Annotated in this window: 20 protein-coding genes and 1 tRNA gene; 18 read left to right on the top strand and 3 right to left on the bottom strand. The window is 68.8% G+C overall.

Translation table 11 applies throughout. The features are described 5' to 3' along the window. The first annotated feature begins 1 nt into the window (after position 1). The 5 genes from EIK80_RS20380 to EIK80_RS20360 all read left to right on the top strand — a co-directional run bounded on the left by EIK80_RS20380 (position 2) and on the right by EIK80_RS20360 (position 6,130). On the top strand, positions 2–1,645 hold the full coding sequence (locus EIK80_RS20380; RefSeq protein ID WP_199743559.1) for a carboxylesterase/lipase family protein: 1,644 nt from the start codon (positions 2–4) through the stop codon (positions 1,643–1,645). Between the two features lie 26 nt (positions 1,646–1,671). Next, positions 1,672–3,213, top strand: coding sequence for an AMP-binding protein (locus EIK80_RS20375; RefSeq protein ID WP_125158863.1), 1,542 nt, complete (start codon positions 1,672–1,674; stop codon positions 3,211–3,213). A gap of 108 nt (positions 3,214–3,321) precedes the next feature. After that, positions 3,322–3,951, top strand: a complete 630-nt coding sequence (locus EIK80_RS20370; protein WP_125158862.1) for a TetR/AcrR family transcriptional regulator — start codon at positions 3,322–3,324, stop codon at positions 3,949–3,951. A gap of 113 nt (positions 3,952–4,064) precedes the next feature. Next, entirely contained in the window at positions 4,065–4,958 is an 894-nt protein-coding gene (locus tag EIK80_RS20365; protein WP_125158839.1) for an SDR family NAD(P)-dependent oxidoreductase, read from the top strand. Continuing rightward, positions 4,958–6,130, top strand: coding sequence for an acetyl-CoA C-acyltransferase (locus tag EIK80_RS20360; protein ID WP_125158838.1), 1,173 nt, complete (start codon positions 4,958–4,960; stop codon positions 6,128–6,130). Before EIK80_RS20365 ends, EIK80_RS20360 begins: the two co-directional genes overlap by 1 nt. 109 nt (positions 6,131–6,239) lie before the next feature. Here EIK80_RS20360 and EIK80_RS20355 read toward each other — a convergent pair whose 3' ends face one another. Beyond that, positions 6,240–6,869, bottom strand: coding sequence for a TetR/AcrR family transcriptional regulator (locus EIK80_RS20355; RefSeq protein ID WP_125158837.1), 630 nt, complete (start codon positions 6,867–6,869; stop codon positions 6,240–6,242). A gap of 109 nt (positions 6,870–6,978) precedes the next feature. On the opposite strand from EIK80_RS20355, the gene EIK80_RS20350 reads away from it, so the two are divergent. The 3 genes from EIK80_RS20350 to EIK80_RS20340 are packed head-to-tail and all read left to right on the top strand — an operon-like array spanning position 6,979 to position 11,164. Continuing rightward, complete coding sequence (locus EIK80_RS20350; RefSeq protein ID WP_125158836.1) at positions 6,979–8,409, top strand: efflux transporter outer membrane subunit; 1,431 nt, start codon at positions 6,979–6,981, stop codon at positions 8,407–8,409. A gap of 41 nt (positions 8,410–8,450) precedes the next feature. Then, entirely contained in the window at positions 8,451–9,587 is a 1,137-nt protein-coding gene (locus EIK80_RS20345) for an HlyD family efflux transporter periplasmic adaptor subunit (protein ID WP_125158835.1), read from the top strand. Between the two features lie 20 nt (positions 9,588–9,607). Further along, a complete protein-coding gene (locus tag EIK80_RS20340) occupies positions 9,608–11,164 on the top strand; it encodes a DHA2 family efflux MFS transporter permease subunit (RefSeq protein ID WP_125158834.1) in 1,557 nt (518 codons plus the stop codon). Between the two features lie 65 nt (positions 11,165–11,229). On the opposite strand, the gene katG is transcribed toward EIK80_RS20340, so the two are convergent. Next, positions 11,230–13,407, bottom strand: a complete 2,178-nt coding sequence (gene katG / locus EIK80_RS20335) for a catalase/peroxidase HPI (protein WP_125158833.1) — start codon at positions 13,405–13,407, stop codon at positions 11,230–11,232. Between the two features lie 349 nt (positions 13,408–13,756). Between katG and EIK80_RS20330 the strand changes: the two genes are divergently transcribed. From EIK80_RS20330 to EIK80_RS20315, 4 genes are read left to right on the top strand one after another with little or no spacing between them, the layout of a single operon-like run. Further along, positions 13,757–13,984, top strand: a complete 228-nt coding sequence (locus EIK80_RS20330; protein ID WP_125158832.1) for a hypothetical protein — start codon at positions 13,757–13,759, stop codon at positions 13,982–13,984. Positions 13,985–14,040: 56 nt separating this feature from the next. Beyond that, entirely contained in the window at positions 14,041–15,354 is a 1,314-nt protein-coding gene (locus EIK80_RS20325) for an acetyl-CoA C-acetyltransferase (protein WP_125158831.1), read from the top strand. A gap of 10 nt (positions 15,355–15,364) precedes the next feature. Then, entirely contained in the window at positions 15,365–17,458 is a 2,094-nt protein-coding gene (locus EIK80_RS20320; protein WP_125158830.1) for a 3-hydroxyacyl-CoA dehydrogenase NAD-binding domain-containing protein, read from the top strand. Beyond that, the gene (locus tag EIK80_RS20315; RefSeq protein ID WP_125158829.1) at positions 17,455–19,281 is read left to right on the top strand and encodes an acetyl-CoA hydrolase/transferase C-terminal domain-containing protein; all 1,827 of its coding nucleotides are present in this window, start codon (positions 17,455–17,457) and stop codon (positions 19,279–19,281) included. Before EIK80_RS20320 ends, EIK80_RS20315 begins: the two co-directional genes overlap by 4 nt. 110 nt (positions 19,282–19,391) lie before the next feature. On the opposite strand, the gene EIK80_RS20310 is transcribed toward EIK80_RS20315, so the two are convergent. Continuing rightward, positions 19,392–19,466 (bottom strand) — tRNA-Thr (locus tag EIK80_RS20310). Between the two features lie 89 nt (positions 19,467–19,555). Between EIK80_RS20310 and EIK80_RS20305 the strand changes: the two genes are divergently transcribed. The 6 genes from EIK80_RS20305 (at position 19,556) to hisD (ending at position 25,117) form a co-directional block, all read left to right on the top strand. Beyond that, positions 19,556–20,008 carry a hypothetical protein gene (locus EIK80_RS20305; protein ID WP_125158828.1) on the top strand — a complete coding sequence of 151 codons (453 nt, stop codon included), beginning with the start codon at positions 19,556–19,558 and terminating at the stop codon, positions 20,006–20,008. 99 nt (positions 20,009–20,107) lie between these two features. Continuing rightward, positions 20,108–21,397: a UDP-N-acetylglucosamine 1-carboxyvinyltransferase gene (gene murA, locus EIK80_RS20300; protein WP_125158827.1), complete on the top strand. Its 1,290-nt coding sequence runs from the start codon at positions 20,108–20,110 to the stop codon at positions 21,395–21,397. A gap of 2 nt (positions 21,398–21,399) precedes the next feature. Beyond that, positions 21,400–21,840: a DUF2948 family protein gene (locus tag EIK80_RS20295; RefSeq protein WP_125158826.1), complete on the top strand. Its 441-nt coding sequence runs from the start codon at positions 21,400–21,402 to the stop codon at positions 21,838–21,840. A 201-nt stretch (positions 21,841–22,041) separates the two neighbouring features. Beyond that, positions 22,042–22,236, top strand: a complete 195-nt coding sequence (locus EIK80_RS20290) for a hypothetical protein (protein ID WP_125158825.1) — start codon at positions 22,042–22,044, stop codon at positions 22,234–22,236. 60 nt (positions 22,237–22,296) lie between these two features. Further along, positions 22,297–23,745: an NCS1 family nucleobase:cation symporter-1 gene (locus EIK80_RS20285; RefSeq protein WP_125158824.1), complete on the top strand. Its 1,449-nt coding sequence runs from the start codon at positions 22,297–22,299 to the stop codon at positions 23,743–23,745. 85 nt (positions 23,746–23,830) lie between these two features. Beyond that, entirely contained in the window at positions 23,831–25,117 is a 1,287-nt protein-coding gene (gene hisD, locus EIK80_RS20280) for a histidinol dehydrogenase (protein ID WP_125158823.1), read from the top strand. Positions 25,118–25,124 lie beyond the last annotated feature (7 nt).

Below are 25,124 nucleotides of genomic sequence, written 5' to 3'. Positions count from 1 at the left end.
GGTGAGCAGCTTGTGTAAACGTCTACTCGTCCCGGCCCTGGCGGCCCTGGCGCTCGCGCCGGCCGCCGCCCGCGCCGAGGCTCCCGTGGTCAAGGCTCCGGCCGGCGCGGTGCGCGGCGTGGCCCAGGACGGCCTCGAGATCTTCAAGGGGATTCCCTACGCCGCGCCGCCCGTCGGAACGCTGCGCTGGAAGCCGCCCGCCGCCGCGGCCAGCTGGAGCGGCGTCCGCGACGCTCTGGACTTCGGCCCGTCCTGCCTGCAGCCCAAGCCGCGTCCGGGCAGCATCTACGCCTCGCCGTTGAAGGCGTTTAGCGAGGACTGCCTGTCGCTGAACGTGTGGACGCCAGCCAAGGCCGCGAAAGCCCCGGTGCTGGTCTGGATCCACGGCGGGTCGCTGATCGGCGGCTCCAGCGCCGAGGGTCTTTACGATGGCGCGGCGTTGGCCAGGCGCGGTGTCGTGGTCGTCTCGATCAACTACCGCCTCGGCGTGCTGGGCTATATGGCCCATCCCGAGCTCAGCGCGGAGTCGCCCGATCACGTCTCGGGCAACTACGGCCTGCTCGATCAGATCGCGGCGCTGAAGTGGGTCCAGAAGAACATCGCCGCCTTCGGGGGCGACCCGGCCAAGGTCACGATCGCCGGCGAGTCCGCGGGGGGCTTGAGCGTCATGTACCTGATGGCCTCGCCGCCGGCCCGGGGGCTGTTCAGCAAGGCCATCGCCCAGAGCGCCTACATGGTCTCGACGCCGGAGCTGCGTGAGCCGAGGTTCGGCCACGTCCCGGCCGAGACCATGGGCGCGGCCACCGCCGCCAAGCTGGGCGCAAAGTCCCTGGCCGACCTTCGGGCCATGGACGCCGAGACCCTGACGACCAACGCCCTTCTGGCCGGCTTTCAGACCTTCGGCGCGGTCGACGGCAAGGTGCTGCCCAAGCAGCTGGTCGACACGTTCGACGCCGGCGAGCAGGCCCATGTGCCGATCCTGGCCGGCTTCAACAGCGGCGAGATCCGCTCGTTGCGCTTCCTAGCTCCCCCGCCGCCGGCCGACGCCGCGGCCTACGAGAAGGAAATCCGGGCGCGCTACGGCGATCTCGCGGACAACTTCCTCAAGCTCTATCCGTCCAGCGACGTGCCCGAGAGCGTGCTGCTGACCACCCGTGACGCGCTCTATGGCTGGACCGCCGAGCGTCTCGTGGCCAAGCAGACCGCCGTCGGCCAGGCGGGCTATTTCTACCTGTTCGACCATGGCTATCCGGCCGCCGACGCGGCCGGCCTGCATGGCTTTCACGCCAGCGAGTTGCCCTACGTCTTCGGCTCGGCAAAGAGCGCGCCGCCGGCCTGGCCGAAGAACCCGGACACCCCCGAGGAGGCCAGGCTGACGGCGGCCATGGGCGACTATTGGGCCTCGTTCGCCAAGGACGGCGCGCCCAAGGCCGCCGGTCAGCCGGCCTGGAGGCCCTACGGCGCCGAGCGCGCCTACATGGCCTTCGTCGCGGCGCCCCAGCCGGGCGTGCATCTGCGCCCTGGCATGTACGAACTGAACGAGGCGGTGATGTGCCGCCGACGCGCCCGGGGCGATACGCCCTGGAACTGGAACGTCGGCGTCGTCGCGCCGCCGCTTCCCTCTGGAGTGACTCAGTGCCGATAAGTAGTGCGCCGACGATTGACGGCGAGATGCAGGCCTTCGCCCTGACGCTCGACAAGTTCCTGGACCACGCCGCCAAGTGGCAGCCCGACGGCCAGGTGGTGACCGCGCGCGAGGGCGGACGGATCGACCGCGTCGGCTACGCGGATCTCCGCGATCGTAGCCTTCGGGTCTCTTCTGTCCTGGCGGGGCTAGGCGTCCGCAAGGGCGACCGCGTCGCCACCCTGGCGTGGAACACCCAGGACCATGTCGAGGTCTGGTACGCGATCATGGGCATGGGCGCGGTGTGCCACACGCTGAACCCGCGCCTGACCGCCGAGCAACTGGCGGCGATGATCGTCCAGTCTCAGGCCCAATTGCTGATCGCCTCGGCCGACCTCGCGCCCCTGGCCCGCAAGATCATGGACGCCGCGCCGGGCGTCGAACGCCTGCTGGTCATCGACGGCGAGGCGTCGGAAGGCCAAGCCCTGGAGCCACTGATCGCCGCCGCCAGCCCGGACGCGATCTGGGGCCAGTTCGAGGAGACCGCGCCTAGCGGCCTGTGCTTCACCTCGGGCACCACGGGCGCGCCCAAGGGCGTGACCTACACCCACCGCTCCAGCTATCTCCACACCCTGCGGGCTTTGCAGGTGGACGTGATGGCGATCTCGAGCGCCGACGCCGTCTTGGCGGTGGTGCCGATGTTCCACGCCAATGCCTGGGGCTTGCCGTTCGCGGCCCCGGCGGTGGGCGCCAAGCTCGTCCTCCCCGGCCGCAACGCCGATGGCGCCAGCCTGAGCCGCCTGATCGCCGCGGAGGGCGTCACGGTCGGGGTCGGAGTGCCGACCGTCTGGCTGGGTCTGGTCGAGCATCTGGAAACCACAGGCGAACGCCTGCCGTCGCTGAAGCGCATCATGGTCGGCGGCGCGCCGATGCCCCCGGCCCTGATGGAGCGGATCGAGCAGGGCCTGGGCGTCACCGTCCAGACCAGCTGGGGCATGACCGAGCTGTCGCCCTCCGGCACCGTCGCGCCGCTGCACGCGCCGTCGCAGGCCGCGTTGTCGGGCCGTCCGGCCGTCGGCGTCGACCTGCTGCTGACCGACGCCGACGGCGTAGCCTTACCCCGGCAACGCGACGCCGAAGGTCACCTGCGGGTGCGCGGCGCGGCGGTGGTCGAACGCTATTTCGGCCAAGAGACCTCGGCCACCGACGCCGATGGCTGGTTCCCGACCGGCGATCTGGCTCGCATTGACGCGGCGGGCAACCTGATGATCACCGGCCGCGCCAAGGACCTGATCAAGTCCGGCGGCGAGTGGATCAATCCCGCCGAGATCGAGGCGGTGGTCGCATCCCTGCCCGAGGTGTCGCTGGCCGCCGTGATCGGCCGGTCCGATCCCAAGTGGGGCGAGCGGCCGATCCTGCTGGTCGAGACGCAGGGCGAGGTCACCGACGAGGCCTTGCTGGCTTCGCTGCAGGGCCGAGTGGCCACCTGGTGGATCCCCGACGCCGTCTACCGCCTGCCGCGCATGCCCCTGGCGTCGACCGGCAAGATCGACAAGATAAGGCTGCGAGCGGAATACGGCGGCGGTTGACGCTTCGTCCGTCCAAGCCGCTCGCCCAACTCCAGGAAGTCCCGCTCAGTGTCCGAAGCCGCCCCGATCCGTCGACCCACCACCAAGGCCGAGCAGCGCGCCGAGAAGATGGAGCAGATCCTCGACGCGGCCGAGGCGCTGTTCTCGAAGCACGGGCTCTACGGCGTCACCCTGAAGGACGTGGCCAAGCAGGTTGGCGTGCACCACACGCTGATGAACTACTATTTCGACGACAAGAAAGCCCTCTTCGACGCGGTCTTCGCGCGCCGGGCGGTGGTGACCAGCGAGCGGCGGATGCGGGCGCTGGAGGCCTATGAAGCGGCCTCGGCCGGCAAGCCGACGGTGGAGGGCGCCTTGCGCGCCTTCCTCGACACCGATCTCGACCTCTATATCGAGGGCGGGGAGGGCTGGAAGAACTACGCCGCCCTCGGCGCCCAGGTCGCCAACACGCCGGAGTGGGGCGCGTCCCTGATGGACGAGCATTTCGATCCGGTGGTGCTGAAGCTGATCGGACTGCTCAAGCAGGCTCTGCCGGATTGCCCGGAGGCCGATATCTTCTGGGGCTACCACTTCGTGACGGGCGCCCTGATGCTCACCCTGGCGCGCACCGGCCGGATCGACAAGCTGTCGGGCGGGGTCTGCAAGTCAGACGACTTCCACGCCGTGAAGGAGCGGATGGCCGCTTTCATGGCCGCCGGCTTCATTGCGGCCTGCGAGCGGCGCAAGACTCAGGTCTAAAGCGGCTTGCCCTAGGCGGGACAGTTCTGTCAAAGATATTCACTAACGAGATAGTGACTTTTGTGACGAGCCTCAGGCTCGTTCGGTTTTGGGGCGAGGAAAGGAAGAGTTTCATGATGCTGCAAGGACGAGTCGCGATCGTCACGGGCGCCGGCGGTGGCCTCGGCCGCGCCCACGCGCTGTACCTGGCCGGGCAGGGCGCCAAGGTGGTGGTCAACGACCTGGGCCAGGAGGCCGCCGACCGCGTCGCCGCCGAGATCGTCGCCCAGGGCGGCGAGGCCTTCGGCGCCGCGGCCTCGGTCACCGACGAGGCGGCCGTCAACGCCATGGTCGAGCAGGTCGTGGCCCGTTGGGGCCGGGTCGACATCCTGATCTGCAACGCCGGCATCCTGCGCGACAAGACCTTCGCCAAGATGAGCCTCGACGACTTCCGCCTGGTGGTCGACGTCCACCTGATGGGCGCGGCGATCTGCGCCAAGGCCGTGTGGACGCTGATGCGCGAGCAGGGCCATGGCCGGATCGTCATGACGACCTCGTCCTCGGGCCTCTACGGCAACTTCGGGCAGGCCAACTACGGGGCGGCTAAGTTGGCGCTGGTCGGACTGATGCAGACCCTCGCCATCGAGGGCGAAAAATACAATGTGCGGGTCAACTGCCTAGCCCCGACGGCGGCCACGGGCATGACCGAAGGCGTGCTATCGGCCGAAAGCCTGGCCTTGCTCGACCCCGCCTTCGTCAGCCCGGGCCTGCTGGCCCTGGTCCAGGATGACGCCCCGACGCGCACGATCCTGTGCGCCGGCGCAGGCCACTTCGCCACCGCCAACATCACCCTGACCGATGGCCGCTATATCGGCGGCGGCGCGGACGCGGGCGAGCAACTGATCCGCCAGTGGAACGGCGTCAGCGATCGCGCGGGCGAAATCGTCCCGGCCTACGGCTTCACCCAGGCCGAGCGCGAAGTCGCCAGCGCGGGTCTGATCGCCAAGGCCGTCGGAGGCCGCGCGTGATGCGCCAGGCCGTCATCGTCTCCACGGCGCGTACGCCGATCGGCCGCGCCTATCGCGGGGCCTTCAACGACACTCCGTCGCCGACCCTGGCCGCCCACGCCCTGACTCACGCGGTCCAGCGCGCCCGCGTGGCTCCGGACGAGGTCGAGGACTGCATCCTCGGTTGTTCGTTGCCGCAGGGCTTCCAGGCCACGATCGGCCGCATGGCGGCGCTGCGGGCCGGCCTGCCGGTCGAGGTCCCGGGCATGACCATGGACCGCCAGTGCTCGTCGGGCCTGATGACCATCGCCACGGCCGCCAAGCAGATCATCGTCGACCGCATGGACGTCATCGTCGCCGGCGGCGTCGAGTCGATCTCCCTGGTTCAGACGCCGCAGCTGCGGGTCGACCAGGATCCCGAGCTCGTGGCCTTGCACCCCGACGCCTACATGCCGATGCTGGACACCGCCGAGACGGTCGCGGCGCGCTACGGCGTCACCCGCGAGGTCTGCGACCTGTACGCCCTGTCCTCGCAGCATCGCGCCGCAGCGGCCCAGGAGGCGGGTCGCTTCGACGCCGAACTCGTCCCGATGACCGCTCGCATGAGGGTCGCCGATAAGGAGACTGGCGAGGTCTCGCATCGCGAGGTGACCCTGGGGCGCGACGAGGGCGTGCGTCCGGAGACCACGCTCGAAGGCCTGGCCGCCCTGAAGGTCGTGCGCCCAGGCGGCACGGCCACGGCCGGCAACGCCAGCCAGCTGTCGGACGGCGCCTCGGCCTGCGTGGTCATGGAGGCGGGGCTGGCCGAAAAGCGCGGCCTGCAACCGCTGGGCCGCTATGTCGGCATGGCCGTGGCGGGGACCAAGCCAGACGAGATGGGCATCGGCCCGGTCTTCGCCATCCCGCTTCTCTTGGAACGGTTCGACCTCAAGATCGACGACATCGGCCTGTGGGAGCTGAACGAGGCCTTCGCCTGTCAGGTCGTCTATTGCCGCGACCGCCTGGGCATTCCCGACGAGCTGCTGAACGTCGACGGCGGCGCCATCGCCATGGGCCATCCCTACGGCATGTCGGGCGCGCGCCTGACCGGCCACGCCCTGATCGAGGGCAAGCGCCGGGGCGCCAAGCACGTCGTGGTGACCATGTGCGTCGGCGGCGGCATGGGCGCGGCGGGGTTGTTCGAGGTTCTTTGACGGGTTCGTTCAACCCATTCTGGGAAGCCTACGCTCCCTAGTCTTGTCATCCCGGCTCCCCGCTTCGCCGCGGCCGGGATGACAAGGAATGGATCGCTCGTTCGAGTTCCTAAGCCGCCTTCGTCCCGAAAGCCGCCAGGAAAGTCGCCACGGCGGCCCGAACCTCGGCGTCCACTTCGGCGAGGGAGGGTTCGCCGACATAGTTGACCAGCCGGGCCTTCAGCAGGCGGTTCTGGCAGAGGCCGATGAACTGGTGCGCCGCGGCCAGCGGATCCTCGGCGTGGATGCGGCCGTCGGCCTTGGCGCGCGCCAGGTAGTCGCCGAGGATCTGCGCGCCGCGCCTGGGTCCAGCCTCGTAGAAGGCGCGGCCAAGGTCCGGCGTGCGCTCGGCGGCGGCCGTGATCAGCCGGAAGTGGCGCATGTTGCGCTCGGAAAGCACGTTGGTCAGGTAGCGGCGGCCGACATGGGTGAGGGCGGTTTTCAGGTCACCCCCGTCATCCAGCAGGCTGAACATCGCCTCGCGCTGCCAGTCGCAATAGCGCTCGATATGGGCCTGGAAGATCTCTTCCTTGCTCTTGAAGTAGTTGTAGAGCGTGCTCTTGGAGCCGCCGACCTTGGCCGCGATGGTCGACATCGAAGCGGCGTCGTAGCCCTCCGCCAGGAACACCTCGGCGGCGATGTCGAGGATCGCTTCGCGGCGGGCGTCACGGTCCAGGCGGGGTTTCGTCTCGGGCAGCATAATTCTTTTTTCCGACCGTACCGTACGGTCGCCTTGACTGTGGCGCAAGCGGGGCCTACTTGCACCACACCATATGACTATACCGTACGGTCACATCAAGGCGCCTGTCATGCCGAGCTTCTCTCCCCGCCGAAGCGTTCCTTTCTTCGCCGCCGCGAGCGCCCTGGTGCTGGCCGCCTGTGCAAGCCTGCCCCCGGCGCAGCCCGCCCGCGTGGCGAAAGCCCCTCAAGCCTATGAGACCGCCCAGACCCTGGCTGCCCCGACCGCCGACTGGCCGGCCGACGCTTGGTGGACCGCCTACGGCGACGCTCAGCTGAACGCCCTGGAAGACGAGGCTCTGAAGGGCTCCCCGACCCTGGCCGCCGCCGAGGCCCGCCTGCGCCGCGCCCAGTCGCTGGTCGCCCAGGCCAAGTCCGCCGACCTGCCCCGGGTCTCGCTGGGCGCCTCGGCCGCCGAGAGCAAACAGAGCTACAACGCCGGCATCCCGCCCGCCTTCGTACCGCAAGGCTATAACGATATCGGCCGCCTGGCCCTCGACTTCAGCTGGGAACTGGACTTCTGGGGCAAGAACCGCGCGGCGGTCGCCGCGGCCACGTCCGAGGCCAAGGCCGCCCAGGCCGACGCCGCCCAGGCCCGCCTGACCCTGTCGACCGCGATCGCCTCCACCTATGCGGAGCTGTCGCGCCTCTACGCCCAACGCGACGTCGCCGACCAGGCCGTGCGCTTGCGCCAGCAGACCTCGGACCTCGTCTCCAGGCGCGTCGCCAATGGTCTCGACACCAAGGCCGAGAGCGAGCAAGCCGCGGCCGGACCTCCGGCCTCGAAGGCCGAGCTGTCGGCCATCGACGAGCAGATCGCCCTGACCCGCAACGCCCTGGCGGCCCTGGTCGGCGCGGGTCCCGATCGCGGTCTCGCCATCACCCGTCCGGCCAATGTGTCGATCAAGCCGTTCGGCCTGCCGGAAAACCTGCCCGCCAGCCTGATCGGTCGCCGCCCTGACGTGGTCGCCGCCAAATGGCGGGCCGAGGCCGCGACCTCGCGCACGAAGCAGGCCAAGGCCGCCTTCTATCCGGACATCAACCTGTCGGGCTTCGTCGGCGCCCAGTCGCTTTATCTCGACAAGCTGTTCTCCAGCGGCTCGGACATCGGCCAGGTCGGTCCGGCCCTGAGCCTGCCGATCTTCGAGGGCGGCCGCCTGCGGGCCGGCCTGCGCGGCGCCGAGGCCGACCGTGACGCCGCTGTGGCCAGCTATGACGGCGCCCTGACCCAGGCCCTGCGCGAGGTGGCCGACGTCACCGCCAGCGAGAAGGCGCTCAATAGCCGCCTTGCCGACGCCCGCTTGGCCCTGGCCGCTAACGAGAACGCCTACCGCATCGCCCGTCTGCGCTACGAGGGGCAGTTGTCGACCTACCAGTCGGTGCTGCTGGCCGAGCAGTCGGTCCTGACCCAGCGCCGGGTCGTCGCCGACCTGGAAAGCCGCGCCTTCGCCCTCGACATCGCCCTGGTCCGCGCCCTCGGCGGCGGCTTCACCGGCGCCTGAAACCAATCCCCAAAGCATCCGCTCGCTAGGACTTGCACCGAATGTCCGATCAACAACCCGCCAATGGCGGCCATGGCGCCGCCAACAACAAGCGTCGCCGCCAACTGACCCTGCTCGGCGGCGCCGTCGCCGTCGGCCTGCTGGGCTACGGCGCCTGGTGGCTGGCCTTCGACAGCCATTATGTCGAGACCGACGACGCCTATGTCGGGGCCGAAACCGCCCAGGTGACCGCCTTGTCGCCGGGCCCGGTGGCCAAGATCTTCGTGGTCGAGACCCAGGCCGTGAAGGCCGGCGACCCGTTGGTCATCATCGACGACGCCGACGCCCGCATCGCCGTCGCCCAGGCCGAGGCCGCCCTTGGCCAGGCCGAGCGCAAGGTGAAGGGTTACTTCGCCAGCGACACCGCCTTGGCCGGCCAGTTCGAGGCTCGCCAGGCCGACGTCGCCCGCGCCGACGCTCAGATCGTCGCCGCCAAGGCCGACGTCGATCGCGCCCGCGTGGATCTCTCGCGCCGCCAGGCCCTGGTGGGCGAGGGCGCCGTTTCGGGCGACGAGCTGACGACCGCCCAGAACCGTCTCGCCAACGCCCAGGCCGCGCTGAACGCCGCTCAGGCCGGCCGCGCCCAGGCCCTGGCCAGCCGCGACGCGGCCATCGGCACGCGTGAGGTCAACACCGTGCTGATCTCGGGCGTTTCGGTCACCGAGAACCCCGAGGTCAAGGCCGCCCAGGCCCGGCTCGACGCCGCGCGCCTGGCCCTGGCCCGCACCGTGGTCCGCGCCCCGACCGACGGTGTCGTCGCCCGCAAGTCGGTGCAAGTTGGCCAGCAGGTCGCCATGGGCACGCCGATGATGGCCGTGGTGCCGACCGCCCAGGCCTATGTCGACGCCAACTTCAAGGAAGTGCAACTGGACAAGGTGGTCCCCGGCCAGCCGGTGGTGCTGACGTCCGACCTTTATGGCGGCGGCGTGAAGTTCCACGGCAAGGTCCGTGGCCTGGCCGGCGGCACCGGTTCGGCCTTCTCGCTGATCCCGGCTCAGAACGCCTCGGGCAACTGGATCAAGGTGGTCCAGCGCGTCCCGGTCCGCATCACCCTGGACCCCGCCGAACTGGCCAAGCATCCGCTGCGGGTTGGGCTGTCCATGAAGGCCAAGATCGACGTCGCCGAAGGCGCGAAGTAGTCCGTTACTAGGAGCCGCCCATGGCGTCCGAACAATCACAAGGCGCTGGTCCGGCGCCGATGACCGGGATGCTCCTGGCCGTCACCTCGATCGCCCTGGCCCTGGGCACCTTCATGCAGGTGCTGGACAGCACCATCGCCAACGTCTCGATCCCGACCATCGCCGGCAATCTCGGCGTCAGCTCCAGCCAGGGCACCTGGGTGATCACCGCCTTCGCCGTGGCCAACGGCGTCTCGGTGCCGCTGACCGGCTGGCTGATGGGCCGCTACGGCGTCGTGAAGACCTTCGTGGTCTCGGTGATCCTGTTCACGATCGCCTCGTTGCTGTGCGGCCTCTCCTGGAATCTCGAATCTCTGATCCTGTTCCGCATCCTGCAAGGCGCGGTGTCCGGCCCGATGATCCCCGGCTCCCAGGCCCTGCTGATCATGATCTTCCCGCCCAACAAGCGGGGCACGGCATTGGCGATCTGGTCGATGACCACCCTGGTGGCCCCGATCTGCGGTCCGATCCTGGGCGGCTACATCTCCGATAATATCTCCTGGCCGTGGATCTTCCTGATCAACGTGCCCGTGGGCATCCTCTGCGCCGTCGTCTGCTGGCGGAACATGGCCAGCCGCGAGACCCCGACCCGCAAGCTGCCGATCGACCGCACTGGCTTCATGCTGCTGCTGGTCTGGGTCGGCGCGCTGCAGGTGATGCTGGACACCGGCAAGGAGGCCGACTGGTTCTCCTCGCCCGCCATCGTCGTCGAGATGTGGATCGCCATTATCGGCTTCATCGCCTGGGTGATCTGGGAGCTGAACGAGAAGCACCCGATCGTCGACCTGTCGCTGTTCAAGTCCAGCAACTTCGTGATCGGCACCATCGCCTTCTGCCTGGGCTACGCGGTGTTCTTTGGCAACAACCTCCTGCTGCCGCTGTGGCTGCAGACCCGGATGGGCTACATCGCGACCTGGGCCGGCCTGGTGGCCGCGCCGAGCGGCGTGGTCGCCGTGATGCTGACGCCGTTCATGGCCCGGCTGATGAACAAGGTCGACGCCCGCTGGATGGCGACTCTGTCGCTGGCCGCCTTCGGCCTGTCCTTCTTCATGCGCTCGGGCTACACGCCCGACGCCAATTTCTGGGCGCTGGTCATGCCGATGCTGGTCCAGGGCGTGGCGATGAGCACGTTCTTCATCTCGATGGTGACCATCTCGCTGAACGGCATCCCGCCCCAGCAGACGCCGCAGGCCTCGGGGCTGTCGAACTTCTCGCGGATCACCGCGGGCAGCTTCGCCGCCTCCCTGGCCACGACGATCTGGGATCGGGGCGAGTCCGTGCACCAGACCCGTCTGGCCGAGACCATGAGCTCCGGCAGCCCGGCCTGGCTCGACGCCGTGAGCAAGCTGCAGGCGACGGGCATGACCCACCTGCAGGCGGTCGGGGCGATCACCAACCAGGTGGTCAACCAGGCCTATCTGCTGGCGGCCCTGGACTTCTTCCGCGTCTCGGCGTGGCTGTGCGTGATCCTGATCCCGCTGATCTGGCTGACCAAGAAAGCCAAGGCCAGCGGCGCGGCCCACGCGGCCGCCGACTAAAAGCGAGGGGCGCTAGCCAAGCCGGCCAGCGCCCCTTTTTTCACCTCCGGCGGGAGCCGCTGTCTTCAGTTCAGGTCGAGGCGGTCGGCGTTCATGACCTTGGTCCAGGCCGCCACGAAGTCCTTCACGAACTTCTCCTGCGAGTCCGCACAGGCATAGACCTCGGCGAAGGCCCGCAGTTCGGCGTGCGAGCCGAAGATCAGGTCGACGCGGCTGGCGGTCCAGCGCGGCTCGCTGCTCTTGCGGTCGTGGCCGGCGAAGGCGTTGACCGCCGTCGGGGCCCAGGTCGTGCCCATGCTCAGCAAGTTGACGAAGAAGTCGTTGGTGAGCGCGCCGACGCGGTGGGTGAACACCCCGTCCTTGCTTCCGCCGGCGTTGGCGCCCAGCACCCGCAGACCACCGACGAGCACCGTCATTTCCGGCGCCGACAGGCCCAGCAGATGGGCCCGGTCGACCAGGGCCTCTTCCGGGGACATGAACTGCGGGCCGCTCTTGCGATAGTTGCGGAAGCCGTCCGACAGCGGCTCCAACGGCTCGAACGACGCCGCGTCGGTCTGCTCGGCCGAGGCGTCCATGCGGCCCGGCGCGAACGGGACCTCGATGGACGTACCGGCGTCCCGGGCGGCCTTCTCGACGGCGGCGTTGCCCGCCAGCACGATCAGGTCGGCCAGGGAGACCTTCTTGCCCCCGGTCCCGTTGAAGCCCTGCTGGATGCCTTCCAGAGTCGATAGCACCTTGGCCAGGATGGGCGGGTCATTGACCTCCCAGTCCTTCTGCGGAGCGAGGCGGACTCGCGCGCCGTTGGCGCCGCCGCGCTTATCCGACTTGCGGTAGGTCGAGGCCGAGGCCCAGGCGGTCGACACCAACTCGGCGACCGACAGGCCCGAGGCCAGGATCTTGTCCTTCAGCGCCTTGGCGTCGGCGGCGTCGATCAGCGGGTGGTCGACGGCCGGGATCGGGTCCTGCCAGATCAGGGTTTCCTTGGGCACGAGCGGGCCGAGATAGCGCTGGATCGGCCCCATGTCGCGGTGGGTCAGCTTGAACCACGCCCGGGCGAAGGCGTCGGCGAACTGGTCGGGGTTCTCATAGAACCGGCGCGAGATCTTTTCGTATTCCGGGTCGAAGCGCAGGGCCAGGTCCGACGTCAGCATCCTCGGGCGTCGCGTCTTAGACGCGTCGTAGGCGTCCGGGATGTCGGCCGGGGCGTCCTTGGCTTCCCACTGATGGGCGCCGCCGGGGCTCTTGGTCAGCTCCCATTCGAACTTGAAGAGATTGTCGAAGAAGTGGTTGCTCCACCTGGTCGGAGTCTGGCTCCAGGTGACTTCCAGGCCGGACGTTATCGCGTCGGCGCCGAGGCCCGTGCCGTGCTTGCTGCGCCAGCCCAGGCCGCCATCCTCGATCTGGCCGCCTTCCGGCTCTGGGCCGACGAACGAGGGATCGCCCGCGCCGTGGGTCTTGCCGAAGGTGTGACCGCCAGCGATCAGGGCGACGGTCTCCTCGTCGTTCATGGCCATGCGGGCGAAGGTGGCGCGGATGTCGCGCGCCGAGGCCACGGGATCAGGATTGCCGTTCGGGCCCTCGGGATTGACATAGATCAGGCCCATCTGCACCGCGCCGAGGGCCGGATGCAGCTGACGCTCGCCGCTGTAGCGTTCGTCGCCCAGCCATGAGCCTTCCGGCCCCCAGTAGAGCTCCTCGGGCTCCCACTGGTCGGCGCGGCCGCCAGCGAAGCCGAACGTCTTGAAGCCCATCGACTCCAGGGCGACGTTGCCGACCAGCACATAGAGATCGGCCCACGAGATCTTGCGGCCGTACTTCTGCTTGATCGGCCACAGCAGACGGCGCGCCTTGTCCAGGTTGGCGTTGTCCGGCCAGCTGTTCAGCGGTGCGAAGCGCTGCTGTCCGCCACCGGCGCCGCCGCGCCCGTCCGAGGTGCGATAGGTGCCGGCGCTGTGCCAGGCTAGGCGAATGAAGAGGCCGCCATAGTGACCGAAGTCGGCGGGCCACCAGTCCTGAGAATCCGTCATCAGGGCGTGCAGGTCATTGATGACCGCGTTCAGGTCTAGGGTCTTGAATTCCTCGGCGTAGTTGAACGCCTCGCCCATCGGGTTCGAACGCGGCGAGTGCTGATTGAGACTTTCCAGGCGGAGATTTTCGGGCCACCAGTCCCGGTTGCTTCGGCCGCCTTTGCCATGCCCCATCGGGCACTGACCTTGCACGCTGTCGTCCACCTTAGCGTCCATCGTCGTTTCCTCCGCGCTGCTCGCGCCTGGCTGTCGTCCCCCGACCGCGTCCTAGGGAGCCGCCGTTTTCGGCCATTGGTAAAATTGATTGTTCCTATCGCCGCGATAGAGAAAGTCTTCGTTGCGGCGTGCGCGGATCAACGCGGCTCGGCTGGCGCGCGCGTGTTCGACGGGCTTGGCTCGGTTCTCCCAACCGTCCAGCGTTGCATTAAAGATTGGACAGGATCGCGCAATCTCCGGTGAGTCCTCTGGCATCGCGCGACAATGCTTGTCAAAAATGTGTCTGACTCGGCTGGGCGAGCAGTAACATTACAAGTAGTTCATGATAGCGCTGGGTAAGACTCGATGGGTGCAAGTGCTCATCGGCCAGAACCATTGGAAGGATGCTGTTCTCTCGCAACTTGAGGCCGGCGACATCTTCCGCTTGGCTGAGCCTAGCGGCGAGCTCGTTCATGGTGGAAAGATCTACGTGGTGAGGGAAGCGCCTCAAGTCATCGCCCAGGAATGGCCGGAAAAGGCGGATGCCGCGGTCGTCGTGTTCAGCGCGGCCTGCACCGAAGCCGGAAAGGCGGAGTAGCGGTGGAGCGACCTTGACCGTCCGGCGTTTGAAAGCCGTATAGTCAGGGGAGCGTGATGACCGCCCAAAGCCCAAGCCCAGTCGTTTCCGGCCGACCTGTCTACGTGATCGACGGCGCGCGGACGCCGTTCCTGAAGGCCCGAGGCGGGCCGGGGCCGTTCACCCCCGTCGACCTCGCCGTCCAGTGCGGACGACCCTTGTTGTTGCGGCAGCCCTTCGCGCCGGACGCCTTCGACCAGGTGATCCTCGGCTGCGTCAACGTCATCGCCGACGAGCAGAACCCCGCCCGCGTGGCCGCGCTGCGCCTGGGCTGCGGCCCCGAGATGACCGCCTTTACCGTGGCCATCAACTGCGGCTCGGGCATGCAGTCGATCGACACCGCCTACCGCTACATCCGCGAGGGTTCGTCCGAGCTGATCCTGGCCGGCGGCGCCGAGGCGCTGAGTCATGCGCCGCTGGTGCTGAAACAGACCGCGGTCGAATGGCTGTCGAGCCTGCAAGGCGCCAAGGCTCCGATCGACAAGGTCAAGGCCATGGCCGGCTTCCGACCTGACATGCTGCAGCCGGTCATCGGCCTGGAGCGCGGCCTGACCGACCCGATCACCGACCTCGGCATGGGCCAGACCGCCGAGGTGCTGGCTCACTATTTCGGCATCAGCCGCGAGGCCGCCGACGCTTACGCCGTCGAGAGCCACCACCGCCTGGCCAGAGCGCAGAAGTCTGGCTGGCTGTCCGGCGAGGTCGAGCCCGCTTTCGCTCGTGATGGAACCGTCTACGACCACGACGATGGCGTGCGTCCCGACAGCAGCGCCGAGAAGCTTGCGACCCTGAAGCCGGCCTTCGAGCGGCCGTTCGGCAAGGTCACGCCCGGCAACAGCTCGCAGATCACCGACGGCGCCTCCTGGGTGATCCTGGCGTCCGAGGAGGCGGTGCGGAAGCACGGGCTGAAGCCGCGCGCCGTGATCCTCGACAGCGAATGGGCGGCCCTGGATCCGTCGATCATGGGGCTGGGGCCCGTTCTGGCCTCGACGCCCCTTTTGCAGCGCGCGGGCCTGAGCCTGCGGGACATCGAGCTCTGGGAGCTGAACGAGGCCTTCGCCGCCCAGGTGCTGGCCTGTCTGGCGGCCTGGGAGGACGAGGGCTTCTGCCGCGAGGTGCTGGGCCTGCCTGGCGCCGCCGGCGTCATCGATCGCGACCGGCTGAACGTCGATGGCGGCGCGGTCAGCCTGGGTCATCCGGTCGGGGCCAGCGGCAACCGCATCGTGCTGCATCTGGTCAACGCCCTGGAGCGCCTCGACCTGAGGCGCGGCATCGCCACCGAATGCATCGGCGGCGGCCAGGGCGGCGCCATGCTGATCGAGCGGGTGTAAGGAGATGGCCATGCAAGACCGCGCCCTGACCCTGCTGAAGCCGCGCGACCTCGACCTGGGGCCGCCGCCGATGAACGACTATGGCCTGGCGCACTGGCGGCTGACCCGAGGTCCGGACGGCGTCGCCTGGGCGGTGCTCGACAAGGCCGACGCCAGCGCCAACACCCTGGACGACGCGGTGCTTGGCGAACTGGATCAGATCCTGGACCTGATGCAGGCCGACCGGCCGGTCGCCCTGGTGATCCGTTCGGCCAAGCCGTCGGGCTTTATCGCTGGCGCCGATGTCGGCCAGTTCCGCGGCGCGAACGACGTCGGTGAGATTGAGCAGCGCATGGCCCGCGCTCACGCCATCGTCGACCGCCTGGAGAGCCAGCCCTACCAGACCATCGCGGTGGTCCATGGCTACGCCCTGGGCGGCGGACTGGAGGTGGCGCTGGCCTGCAAGGTCCGCATCGCCATCCATGGCGCCAGGTTCGGCTTTCCGGAGATCCAGCTCGGCCTGCATCCGGGCCTGGGCGGCACGGCGCGGTTCACGCGGCTGATCGATCCGCTGCAGGCCATGAGCTTCATGCTGACCGGCAAGACGATCGCGGCGAAGAAGGCCAAGGACCTGGGCCTGGTCGACGCCGTCCTGCCCGAGCGCCACGTCCGCGCCGCCGTGAACGCGGCCATTCGCGGCGACCTGCGTGGCGAGGGCCAAAGTCTGATCGACCGGATCAAGGACAGCGCCCCGGCCCGCCGCCTGGCCGCCGGACGCATGCGCGACGAGGCCAGGAAGCCGGCCCCGCCCGAGCACTATCCGGCGCCCGGCGCGCTGATCGACCTGTGGGAGCGCCATGGCGGCGACTTCGAGGCGATGAAAGCGGCGGAGATTGGGTCCTTCGCGCGGCTGATGGTGTCTGAGACGGCCCAGAACCTGATCCGCGTCTTCTTCTTGCGCGAGACGCTGAAGGGGCTGGCGGGGGAGGGCGATGACATTCGCCGTGTCCACGTGATCGGGGCGGGCGCCATGGGCGGCGACATCGCCGCCTGGTGCGCCTGGAGCGGCCTGACCGTCACCCTGACCGACGTGAAAGCCGAGCCGATCGGCGGGGCGATCAAGCGCGCCGCCGAGCTGTATGGCAAGATCAGCCACGACGATGCTCTGAAGGTTCGCGACGCGTTGGACCGCCTTGTCCCGGACCTGAGGGGCGAGGGCGCGCGGTCGGCCGATCTGGTCATCGAGGCCGCGCCGGAGAAGGTGGATTTGAAGCGGGGTCTCTACGCCAGGATCGAGCCGCTGATGAAGCCGGGCGCGATCCTGGCGACCAACACCTCGTCGATCCCCCTGGAGACCCTGCGCGAAGGTCTGCGCCGACCCGAGCGGCTGGTCGGCCTGCACTTCTTCAATCCGGTCTCGCGGATGCAGCTGGTCGAGGTGGTGCGCCACGACGGCCTGGATCCCGAGGTTGAAAAGGCCGCCCGCGCCTTCGTCGGGGCCATCGAGCGCCTGCCGGCGCCGGCCCGAAGCGCGCCGGGCTTTATCGTCAACCGGGCCCTGACGCCGTATCTGGTCGAGGCCATGGCCATGCTGGACGAGGGCGTCGCCAAGGAGACCATCGACAAGGCCGCCGAGCGGTTCGGCATGCCGATGGGGCCGATCGAGCTGGCCGACCAGGTCGGCTTGGACATCTGCCTGGCCGTGGCCGACATGCTCAAGCGCGAACTCAAGTGGGACATGCCCGACGCCCCGCAATGGCTACGCGACAAGGTCGAGCACAGGCAGTTGGGAAAGAAGACTGGCGAAGGCCTCTACGTCTGGAGGGGCGGCCATCCCAACAAGGCCCCCAATGCGGCCGAGCCCGACCCGGACATGGCCGACCGGCTGGTCCTGCCGCTCGTCAACACCTGCGCGGCCTTGCTGGGCGACGGCGTCTCGGAGCATCCGGACGTCATCGACGCGGCGATGATCTTCGGGGCCGGCTTCGCGCCGTTCCGAGGCGGTCCGCTGCGTTACGCGCGCCAGCGCGGCGTCGCCGAGGTGAAGGCCAGGCTGGAGGATCTGGCCCGTAAGTACGGCGAACGCTTCCGGCCGGCGGAAGGCTGGTCCAAGCTGGAGGCATGACGGACCGCTTCACCGACTCCGAAGTCCTGGCAGACGCAATCATCGCCAAGGTCGGCCGCCGCATCGTTCTGGGTCTGCCACTGGGCCTGGGCAAGGCCAACCATGTCGCCAACGCCCTGTTCGCGCGGGCCATGGCCGATCGGTCGCTGCACCTGCACATCTTTACCGCCCTGACCCTGGAGCCGCCCCGCCCCAAGTCGGAGCTGGAGGCCGCCTTTCTCGGGCCGGTGATCGCGCGCGCCCTGGGCGGCTATCCGGCCCTGGCCTATGCCGACGTCCAGCGCCGCGACGCCCTGCCGGACAACATCCAGGTCGACGAGTTCTTCTTCCAGGCCGGCACGCGCCTCTCCGTCGAGAGCGCTCAGCGCAGCTACATCTCGGCCAACTACACCCACGCGGCCGGCTACCTGCTGGATCGCGGCGTCAATGTCGTGGCACAACTGGTGGCCAGAGAAGGCGACCGCTACAGCCTTTCCTGCAACACTGACATTACCCTGGACCTGCTGGCCGCTCGCCAGGCCGGCAAGGCCGACTTCCTGCTGGTCGGTCAGGTCAATGACGAGCTGCCGTTCATGCCGGGCGACGGCGATCTGCCGGCTTCGGCGTTCAGCCATCTGCTGGAGGGGCCGTCCGTCCAGTTTCCGCTGTTCGCCCCGCCCAAGGAGCCGATCTCGGACGCCCACTACGCGATCGGCTTCCAAGCGGCCGGCCTTGTCCCGGACGGCGGCACGATCCAGATGGGCATCGGCTCGATCAGCGATGCGGTGACGCAAGGCCTGATCGTCCGCCATCGCGACCCGGCTGGCTTCCTCGACACCCTGAACCGCCTGTCGCCCGCCGTGGGGGCGCCCAGACATGCCGAGCCGTTCCAGAAGGGGCTCTACGCGGCGACCGAAATGTTCGTCGACTGCCTGCTCGACCTCTGGAAGGCCGGCGTGCTCAAGCGCGAGGTCGACGGGGCGGTGCTGCACGGCGGCTTCTTCCTGGGTCCGCGCGCCTTCTACGAGGCCCTGCGCAAGATGCCCGCGGAGGACCGCGCCAAGTTCCAGATGCAGGCGATCTCCGGCATCAACGAACTCTACGGCGACGAGGCGGTCAAGCGTGTCGCTCGCGTCGACGCGCGCTTCATCAACACCGCCATGATGGTCACCCTGCTGGGCGCGGTGGTCTCCGATGGCCTGGAGGACGGCCGCGTGGTCAGCGGCGTGGGCGGACAGTACAACTTCGTGGCCCAGGCCTTCGCGCTGGAGAACGCGCGGTCGGTGATCACCTTGGACGCCGTGCGCGGAGCGGGGAAGAAGGCCAGTTCGAACGTGCTGTGGTCCTACGGCCACGGCACCATTCCGCGCCACCTGCGCGACATCGTCATCACCGAGTACGGCGTCGCCGACCTGCGCGGCCGCACCGACCGTGACGTGATCGTGGCCCTGCTAAGGGTGGCTGACAGCCGCTTCCAGCCGGCGCTGCTGGAGCAGGCCAAGGCCGCCGGCAAGCTGGAGCGCGGCTACGCCCTGCCGGCCGAGGTTCGCGACAACACCCCCGAGCGCATCGCCGAGGCGCTGGCGCCGGCCAAGGCCGCGGGTCTGGCCCCGTTGCTGCCGTTCGGCTCGGACTTCGATCCGCTGGAAGAGAGCCTGTTGCCGACACTCGGAAGGCTGAAGGCGGCGCAGGCCGAGCCGAAGGCGCTGCTCGGCTTGGTTCTGGAAGGCCTGCGAGCCAAGACTGGCGATGAAGCGGCGTTGACGCGCCTTGGCCTTGATCGACCGCGAGGCCTCCGACAGCGCCTGACCGCTCTGGCCGTGCGCGGCGCCCTGCGTCGTTAGGGCATGCCGGGCGCCGAACTTCGTCCAGCCGTCATGCGCTTTACGCGTCGGCTTCAAACGGTTTGGATTTTCAGGGAATGGTGGGGATCCAAGCTATGCTTGGATCCCCATGGTGCCACGACAGGGACTCGAACCCTGGACCTCAGCCTTACCAAGGATGCGCTCTACCACTGAGCTACCGCGGCGAAGAGGAGGGGCGTATAGCGAGGTGAATCGCGAACGCCAAGCCCAAAATCGTCTTGACCGAAGATCTTTGTCGCCGCACCCCCGGCGCATGGCGATCAGCGACGACAAATCCACCCGCGAGGCCAAGCTGGCCGAGGCGCTCCGTACGAACCTCCGCAAGCGGAAAGCCGCCGCCCGCGGGCGTTTGGACGAATCCGACCCCGCGATCACGGCGGCTGAGGCCGCGCCGAGGCCCTATAACGTCGTTCGCAAACTGCTGGGGATAACTCATCGCGGCGATGAGCGGATCGAGCTGGCGATCGAGCTCTCCGCGCCGTTTCCGAATCCCGACGGTCCGGGCTGGGCGGTCGCGGTGCGGCTGACGGGCGACGGCGGACAGTTCGACACCGAAGTCGGCAAGGCCGCCTTCGGGCGCGATGCACTGGCGGCGACGCGCCAGGCGATCGAGCTGGCCCAGGTGGCCCTCGACCTCGCCAGCACGACCCATGACCTGCGCTGGCCGGACGACGAGCGTCCCTACGATCTTTCGGCTCCAATTTAGAGGCGTAGCCCTTGCAAGCCCCCTTGCAACGGATAGAACCCGCCCCTCACATGTTGAACCGCGCGGCGACCCCCACCCCCGCGCGTTCGAGGGACCTGAATGGATCGCATCGCCATCACCGGCGGCGCGCGGCTGAACGGATCGATCCCGGTCAGCGGCGCCAAGAACTCGGCCATCAAGCTGATGGCGGCCAGCCTGCTCACCGACGAGCCGCTGCGCCTGACGAACATGCCGCGCCTGGCGGATACGCGTTTCCTGGGCAAGCTGCTGGCGCGCCTGGGCGTCGAGGTTACCGAGCGCGACGGCGCCGACGGCCAGGAAACCGTGCTGCACGCGGCCGAGATCACCAGCGGCTTCGCGCCCTATGACCTGGTGCGCCAGATGCGCGCTTCGTTCAACGTGCTGGGCCCGCTCGTCGCCCGCTCGGGCCAGGCCAAGGTTTCGCTGCCGGGCGGCTGCACCATCGGCGCGCGTCCCGTGGACCTGCACCTGCAGGCGCTGGAGGCGCTGGGCGCCAAGATCGACCTGCATGAGGGCTATGTCTACGCCCAGGCCCCGCGTGGCCTGAAGGGCGCGGAGATCGTCTTCCCGATGGTCTCGGTGGGCGCCACCGAGCACGCCATGCTGGCCGCCGTGCTGGCCGACGGGACGACCGTAATCCGCAACGCCGCCTGCGAGCCGGAGCTGGTCGACCTGCAGGAGTGCCTCAACGCCATGGGCGCCAAGGTCGAAGGCGCGGGCACGCCGACCATCACCATCACCGGTGTCGCCCGCCTGAAGGGCGCGACCCACGCCGTGATCCCCGACCGCATCGAGATGGGCACCTACGCCGTCGCCGCGGCCATGGCCGGGGGCGAAGTGCGCCTGACTAACGCCCGTCCCGGCCTGATCGACAGCCTGCTCGTCAAGCTGGAAGAGGCTGGCGCCGGCGTCGAGCACACCAATGACGGCTGCATCATCCGCCGCAACGGCCAGCGCCTGAACGCCGTCGACATCGAGACCGCGCCGTTCCCGGGTTTCGCCACCGACCTGCAGGCGCAGTTCATGGCCCTGATGACGACCGCGAACGGCGAGAGCCGCATCCGCGAGACCATCTTCGAGAACCGCTTCATGCACGCTCCCGAGCTGATGCGCCTGGGCGCCGATATCTCGGTCTCGGGCGGCGAGGCCCGCGTGCGCGGCGTCGAGCAACTGGAAGGCGCCGAAGTGATGGCCACCGACCTGCGCGCCTCGGTCAGTCTGGTGATCGCCGGCCTGGTCGCGCGCGGCGAGACCACGGTCAGCCGCATCTATCACCTGGATCGCGGCTTCGAGCGCCTGGAAGAGAAGTTGGGCGCCTGCGGGGCCCAGGTCCGTCGCATCAAGGGCGACGGCGAGCCGGAGCTCTGAGGATGACCGAAACCGCAAAGCCGCTGCGCCTGCTGGCCCACGACGCCGACGATCTCGGCGTGCTGTCGGCCGCCCTGCAGGACGCGGTGGCCAAGATCGGCGACATCCGCTGGGACGCCCAGGGGCGCACCCTGACCATCGCCTGCAACCGCTTCCGCTGGGAGGCGGCCAAGGCCAAGCAGGGCGAGCGCGTGCGTTCGGCTCTCCAGTTCGGTGACGTCACCGGCGTGCAGGGGCGCAACCTGCGTCGCGACGCCAAGGGGGCGGTGGTCGAGCTGCTGTCCATCGGCTTCACGCCGGGCGAGGAAGCTCCGGCGGGCATCGTCACCCTGACCTTCGCGGGCGGCGGTGACATGCGGGTCTCGGTGGACTGCCTGGACGTGGCCCTGGCCGACGTCTCCGATCCCTGGGTCACGCCTCGGACGCCGGGTCATGCGGACTAGATAACAGCGACCAGAGCTCCTGAATCAGGCGCCTGCTCAATCCCTGAGCGGCGCCTTTTTTCTGGTCTTTTGGCGGGCAGGGCGCGCGCCTGGGATTCGTCCCACGCCGTAGTGATCGGCCGGCCAATTCGCCTGGCGGGCGAGCGATGCTAGGTTAACGTCACGCGCCCGTCAGAGGCGCGGTTCGTCAGGGAGGCCGCGATGGCCAGAAGGACAGTCTATTCGACTGGGGAAACCCAGTCGGTTTTCTTCCGTGCGTGCGACATCACCAAACCCGAACCGCCGGTGCTGCGCCACGGCGGTCCCTGCCTCGACTGGGGCCGCGCGACCCTGGTGGCGCTGTGCGTGGTGTTCCTGGGCGGTCTGGCGACCCTGGCCTACGCGGCGCTGGGCTGATCTGAAGAACGCCGTTCCTTCGATTGCCTCGGGCCAGCAAGCGCGCCTAAGCTTCGCCGCATGAGCACGCCCGATAGCGACCTGTGGAACGAAGACCTGGCGCCGACCAGCCAGGCTCAACGCACCTGGCGCTGGCGGCACTTCGCGGCGCTGTGGCTGGGCATGGTCATCTGCGTGCCGGCCTACATGCTGGCCTCGGGTCTGATCGAGCAGGGCATGTCGGCGGGGCAGGCGGTGCTGACCGTGCTGCTGGGCAACCTCGTCGTACTGATCCCCATGCTGCTGATCGGCCATGCCGGCGCGCGCTGGGGCGTGCCCTACGCGGTTTTGGCGCGGGCGTCGTTCGGCTGGAAGGGCGCGCGGATCCCGGCCGTGGCGCGGGCCATCGTCGCCTGCGGCTGGTACGGCATCCAGACCTGGATCGGGGGCGGGGCGCTGCTGACCCTGTTGGGCGTCATCGTCGGCAAGAAGCTGGAAGGCGCGCCGCTGCCGCTCTTAGGCATCGGCCTGGGCCAACTTCTGGCCTTCTTCGCCTTCTGGGCCGTCCAGCTGCTGTTCGTCACCAAGGGCCTGACTGCGGTGCGCAAGCTGGAGACCTGGACCGCGCCGATCAAGGTGCTGATCTGCGGCTTGATGGTCTGGTGGGCGGTCAGCAAGGCCGGCGGCCTAGGCCCGATCTTCCACCAGCCCTCGGCCTTCGTCGAAGGCGGGGCCAAGGCCGGCCAGTTCTTGAGCGTCTTCGCCCCGGCCCTGACGGCCATGGTCGGCTTCTGGGCCACTCTGGCCCTGAACATCCCCGACTTCACCCGCTTCGCCCGGACCCAGTCCGACCAGATCATCGGTCAGGCGCTGGGTCTGCCCGCGCCGATGGGCCTGCTGGCCCTGGTCAGCGTGGTGACGACCTCGGCCACCGTCCTCGTGTTCGGCAAGGCGGTGTGGGACCCGGTGCAGCTGGCGGGCGACATCGGCGGGATCGCCGTGGTCGTGGGCCTGTTGATCATCAGCCTGGACACCGTCTGCTGCAACATCGCCGCCAATCTTGTCGGACCGGCCTATGACTTCTCGGCCCTGTGGCCCAGCAAGATCAGCTATCGCACCGGCGGCTGGATCACGGCCGGCATCGGCGTGCTGATCATGCCTTGGAAGCTCTTGGAGACCACCCAGGGCTACATTTTCACATGGCTGGTCGGCTATGGCGCGCTTCTGGGGCCGATCGCCGGAATCCTGATCGTCGACTACTGGATCGTGCGGAAGGCTCAGTTGGCGGTGGATGACCTCTATGTCCGCGACGGCGCCTATGCCTACCGAGGTGGCTGGAACCCGGCGGCGATCATCGCCCTGGTGCTGGGCGTGCTGCCGAACCTGCCGGGGTTCCTCGCGGCCGCCGCGCCGCACCTGTTTGGCGGCGTGGGCGGGTTCTGGACCGGGCTCTACACCTACGCCTGGTTCGTGGGCCTGGCGATCGCGGCCCTGATCTACGGACTGATGATGCGGGGCAGGGCGGTTTAATCGCGATCGCTTTCCTTTCCTCATCGACGGGGAGGAGGGCGTCGAAAGGCCTTGCCTACCGCCACAAAAGCCGCATTTAGACCCCATGCGCCGTTTCTCCTTTACCGACCCCGGTTTCGCCGCCGCCTTCAAGGCCTTTCTCGACGAACGCCGCGGCTCGCCGGCTGATGTCGACGCCGCCGCCGCCGAGGTGCTGGAGGCGGTGAAGTCCCGTGGGCTCGAGGCGCTGCTCGACTACGGCCGCCGGTTCGACAAGGTCGAGCTGACCGCCGAGACGATCCGCGTGACTCCTGAAGAGATCGAGCAGGGCGCGGCCGACACTCCCGCCGACGTGCGCGAGGCCATCGCCTTCGCCGCCGCCCGTATCCGCGCCTATCACAGCCGCCAGCGTCCGGCCGACCAGGCCTGGACCGACGAGGCCGGCGTCGAGCTGGGCTGGCGCTGGACGGCGCTGGAGGCCGTGGGCGTCTATGTCCCCGGCGGCCGCGCGGCCTATCCCTCGACCGTGCTGATGAACGCCGTGCCCGCCCAGGTGGCCGGCGTCGACCGCATCGCCATGGTCACCCCGCCCGGCAAGCTGCAGCCGGCGGTGCTGGCCGCCGCCAAGGAGGCCGGCGTCACCGAGATCTGGCGAGTGGGCGGAGCCCAGGCTGTCGCCGCGCTCGCCTACGGCGCGGGTCCCATCCAGCCGGTCGACAAGATCGTCGGTCCCGGCAACGCCTATGTCACCGCCGCCAAGCGTCGTCTGTACGGTGTGGTCGGGATCGACGCCCTGGCGGGCCCGTCCGAGATCGTCGTGGTGGCGGACAACCAGAACAACCCCGACTGGATCGCCGCGGACCTGCTGAGCCAGGCCGAGCACGATCCGGCCGCCCAGTCGATCCTGATCACCGACGATCCGGGCTTCGCCGGCGCCGTCGAGGCCGCCGTGATCGAACGCCTCAAGACCCTGGCCACCGGCGAGGACGCCGCCGCCTCGTGGCGCGACCACGGCGCGGTGATCATCGCCCCGCTGGACGAGAGCCCCGCTCTGGTCGACGCCATCGCGCCCGAGCACGTCGAGTTCGCGATGGAGAACCCGGAGCGCCTGGCCGACCGTGTGCGCCACGCCGGCGCGATCTTCCTGGGCCGCCTGACGCCGGAAGCCATCGGCGACTATGTGGCCGGCTCCAACCACGTGCTGCCGACCAGTCGCGCGGCGCGCTTCCAGTCGGGCCTGTCGATCTACGACTTCATCAAGCGCACCTCGATCGTGAAGTGCGACGCGGCCTCGTTCGGCGTCCTGGGGCCGCACACCGTCGCGCTGGCCAAGGCCGAGGGATTGCCGGCCCACGCCTTGTCGGCGTCCATACGGTTGCCTTCGGGCGACTGACGCGCGA

It is taken from the genome of Caulobacter sp. 602-1, assembly GCF_003931565.1.
Classification (GTDB): Bacteria; Pseudomonadota; Alphaproteobacteria; order Caulobacterales; family Caulobacteraceae; genus Caulobacter.
Note: the sequence above shows the minus strand (reverse complement) of the source record. Positions and strands in the feature narration are given on the sequence as shown.

What these genes read in the sequence shown, in the direction of transcription:
- hisD (WP_125158823.1), top strand. Translation starts at nt 23,831, where the DNA reads ATGCGCCGTTTCTCCTTTACCGACCCCGGTTTCGCCGCCGCCTTCAAG.
- EIK80_RS20345 (WP_125158835.1), top strand. Translation starts at nt 8,451, where the DNA reads ATGTCCGATCAACAACCCGCCAATGGCGGCCATGGCGCCGCCAACAAC.
- EIK80_RS20355 (WP_125158837.1), bottom strand. Translation starts at nt 6,869, where the DNA reads ATGCTGCCCGAGACGAAACCCCGCCTGGACCGTGACGCCCGCCGCGAA.
- EIK80_RS20365 (WP_125158839.1), top strand. Translation starts at nt 4,065, where the DNA reads ATGATGCTGCAAGGACGAGTCGCGATCGTCACGGGCGCCGGCGGTGGC.
- EIK80_RS20295 (WP_125158826.1), top strand. Translation starts at nt 21,400, where the DNA reads ATGACCGAAACCGCAAAGCCGCTGCGCCTGCTGGCCCACGACGCCGAC.
- EIK80_RS20325 (WP_125158831.1), top strand. Translation starts at nt 14,041, where the DNA reads ATGACCGCCCAAAGCCCAAGCCCAGTCGTTTCCGGCCGACCTGTCTAC.
- EIK80_RS20285 (WP_125158824.1), top strand. Translation starts at nt 22,297, where the DNA reads ATGAGCACGCCCGATAGCGACCTGTGGAACGAAGACCTGGCGCCGACC.
- EIK80_RS20375 (WP_125158863.1), top strand. Translation starts at nt 1,672, where the DNA reads ATGCAGGCCTTCGCCCTGACGCTCGACAAGTTCCTGGACCACGCCGCC.
- EIK80_RS20360 (WP_125158838.1), top strand. Translation starts at nt 4,958, where the DNA reads ATGCGCCAGGCCGTCATCGTCTCCACGGCGCGTACGCCGATCGGCCGC.
- EIK80_RS20320 (WP_125158830.1), top strand. Translation starts at nt 15,365, where the DNA reads ATGCAAGACCGCGCCCTGACCCTGCTGAAGCCGCGCGACCTCGACCTG.
- EIK80_RS20290 (WP_125158825.1), top strand. Translation starts at nt 22,042, where the DNA reads ATGGCCAGAAGGACAGTCTATTCGACTGGGGAAACCCAGTCGGTTTTC.
- EIK80_RS20370 (WP_125158862.1), top strand. Translation starts at nt 3,322, where the DNA reads ATGGAGCAGATCCTCGACGCGGCCGAGGCGCTGTTCTCGAAGCACGGG.
- murA (WP_125158827.1), top strand. Translation starts at nt 20,108, where the DNA reads ATGGATCGCATCGCCATCACCGGCGGCGCGCGGCTGAACGGATCGATC.
- katG (WP_125158833.1), bottom strand. Translation starts at nt 13,407, where the DNA reads ATGGACGCTAAGGTGGACGACAGCGTGCAAGGTCAGTGCCCGATGGGG.
- EIK80_RS20315 (WP_125158829.1), top strand. Translation starts at nt 17,455, where the DNA reads ATGACGGACCGCTTCACCGACTCCGAAGTCCTGGCAGACGCAATCATC.
- EIK80_RS20340 (WP_125158834.1), top strand. Translation starts at nt 9,608, where the DNA reads ATGGCGTCCGAACAATCACAAGGCGCTGGTCCGGCGCCGATGACCGGG.
- EIK80_RS20305 (WP_125158828.1), top strand. Translation starts at nt 19,556, where the DNA reads ATGGCGATCAGCGACGACAAATCCACCCGCGAGGCCAAGCTGGCCGAG.
- EIK80_RS20350 (WP_125158836.1), top strand. Translation starts at nt 6,979, where the DNA reads ATGCCGAGCTTCTCTCCCCGCCGAAGCGTTCCTTTCTTCGCCGCCGCG.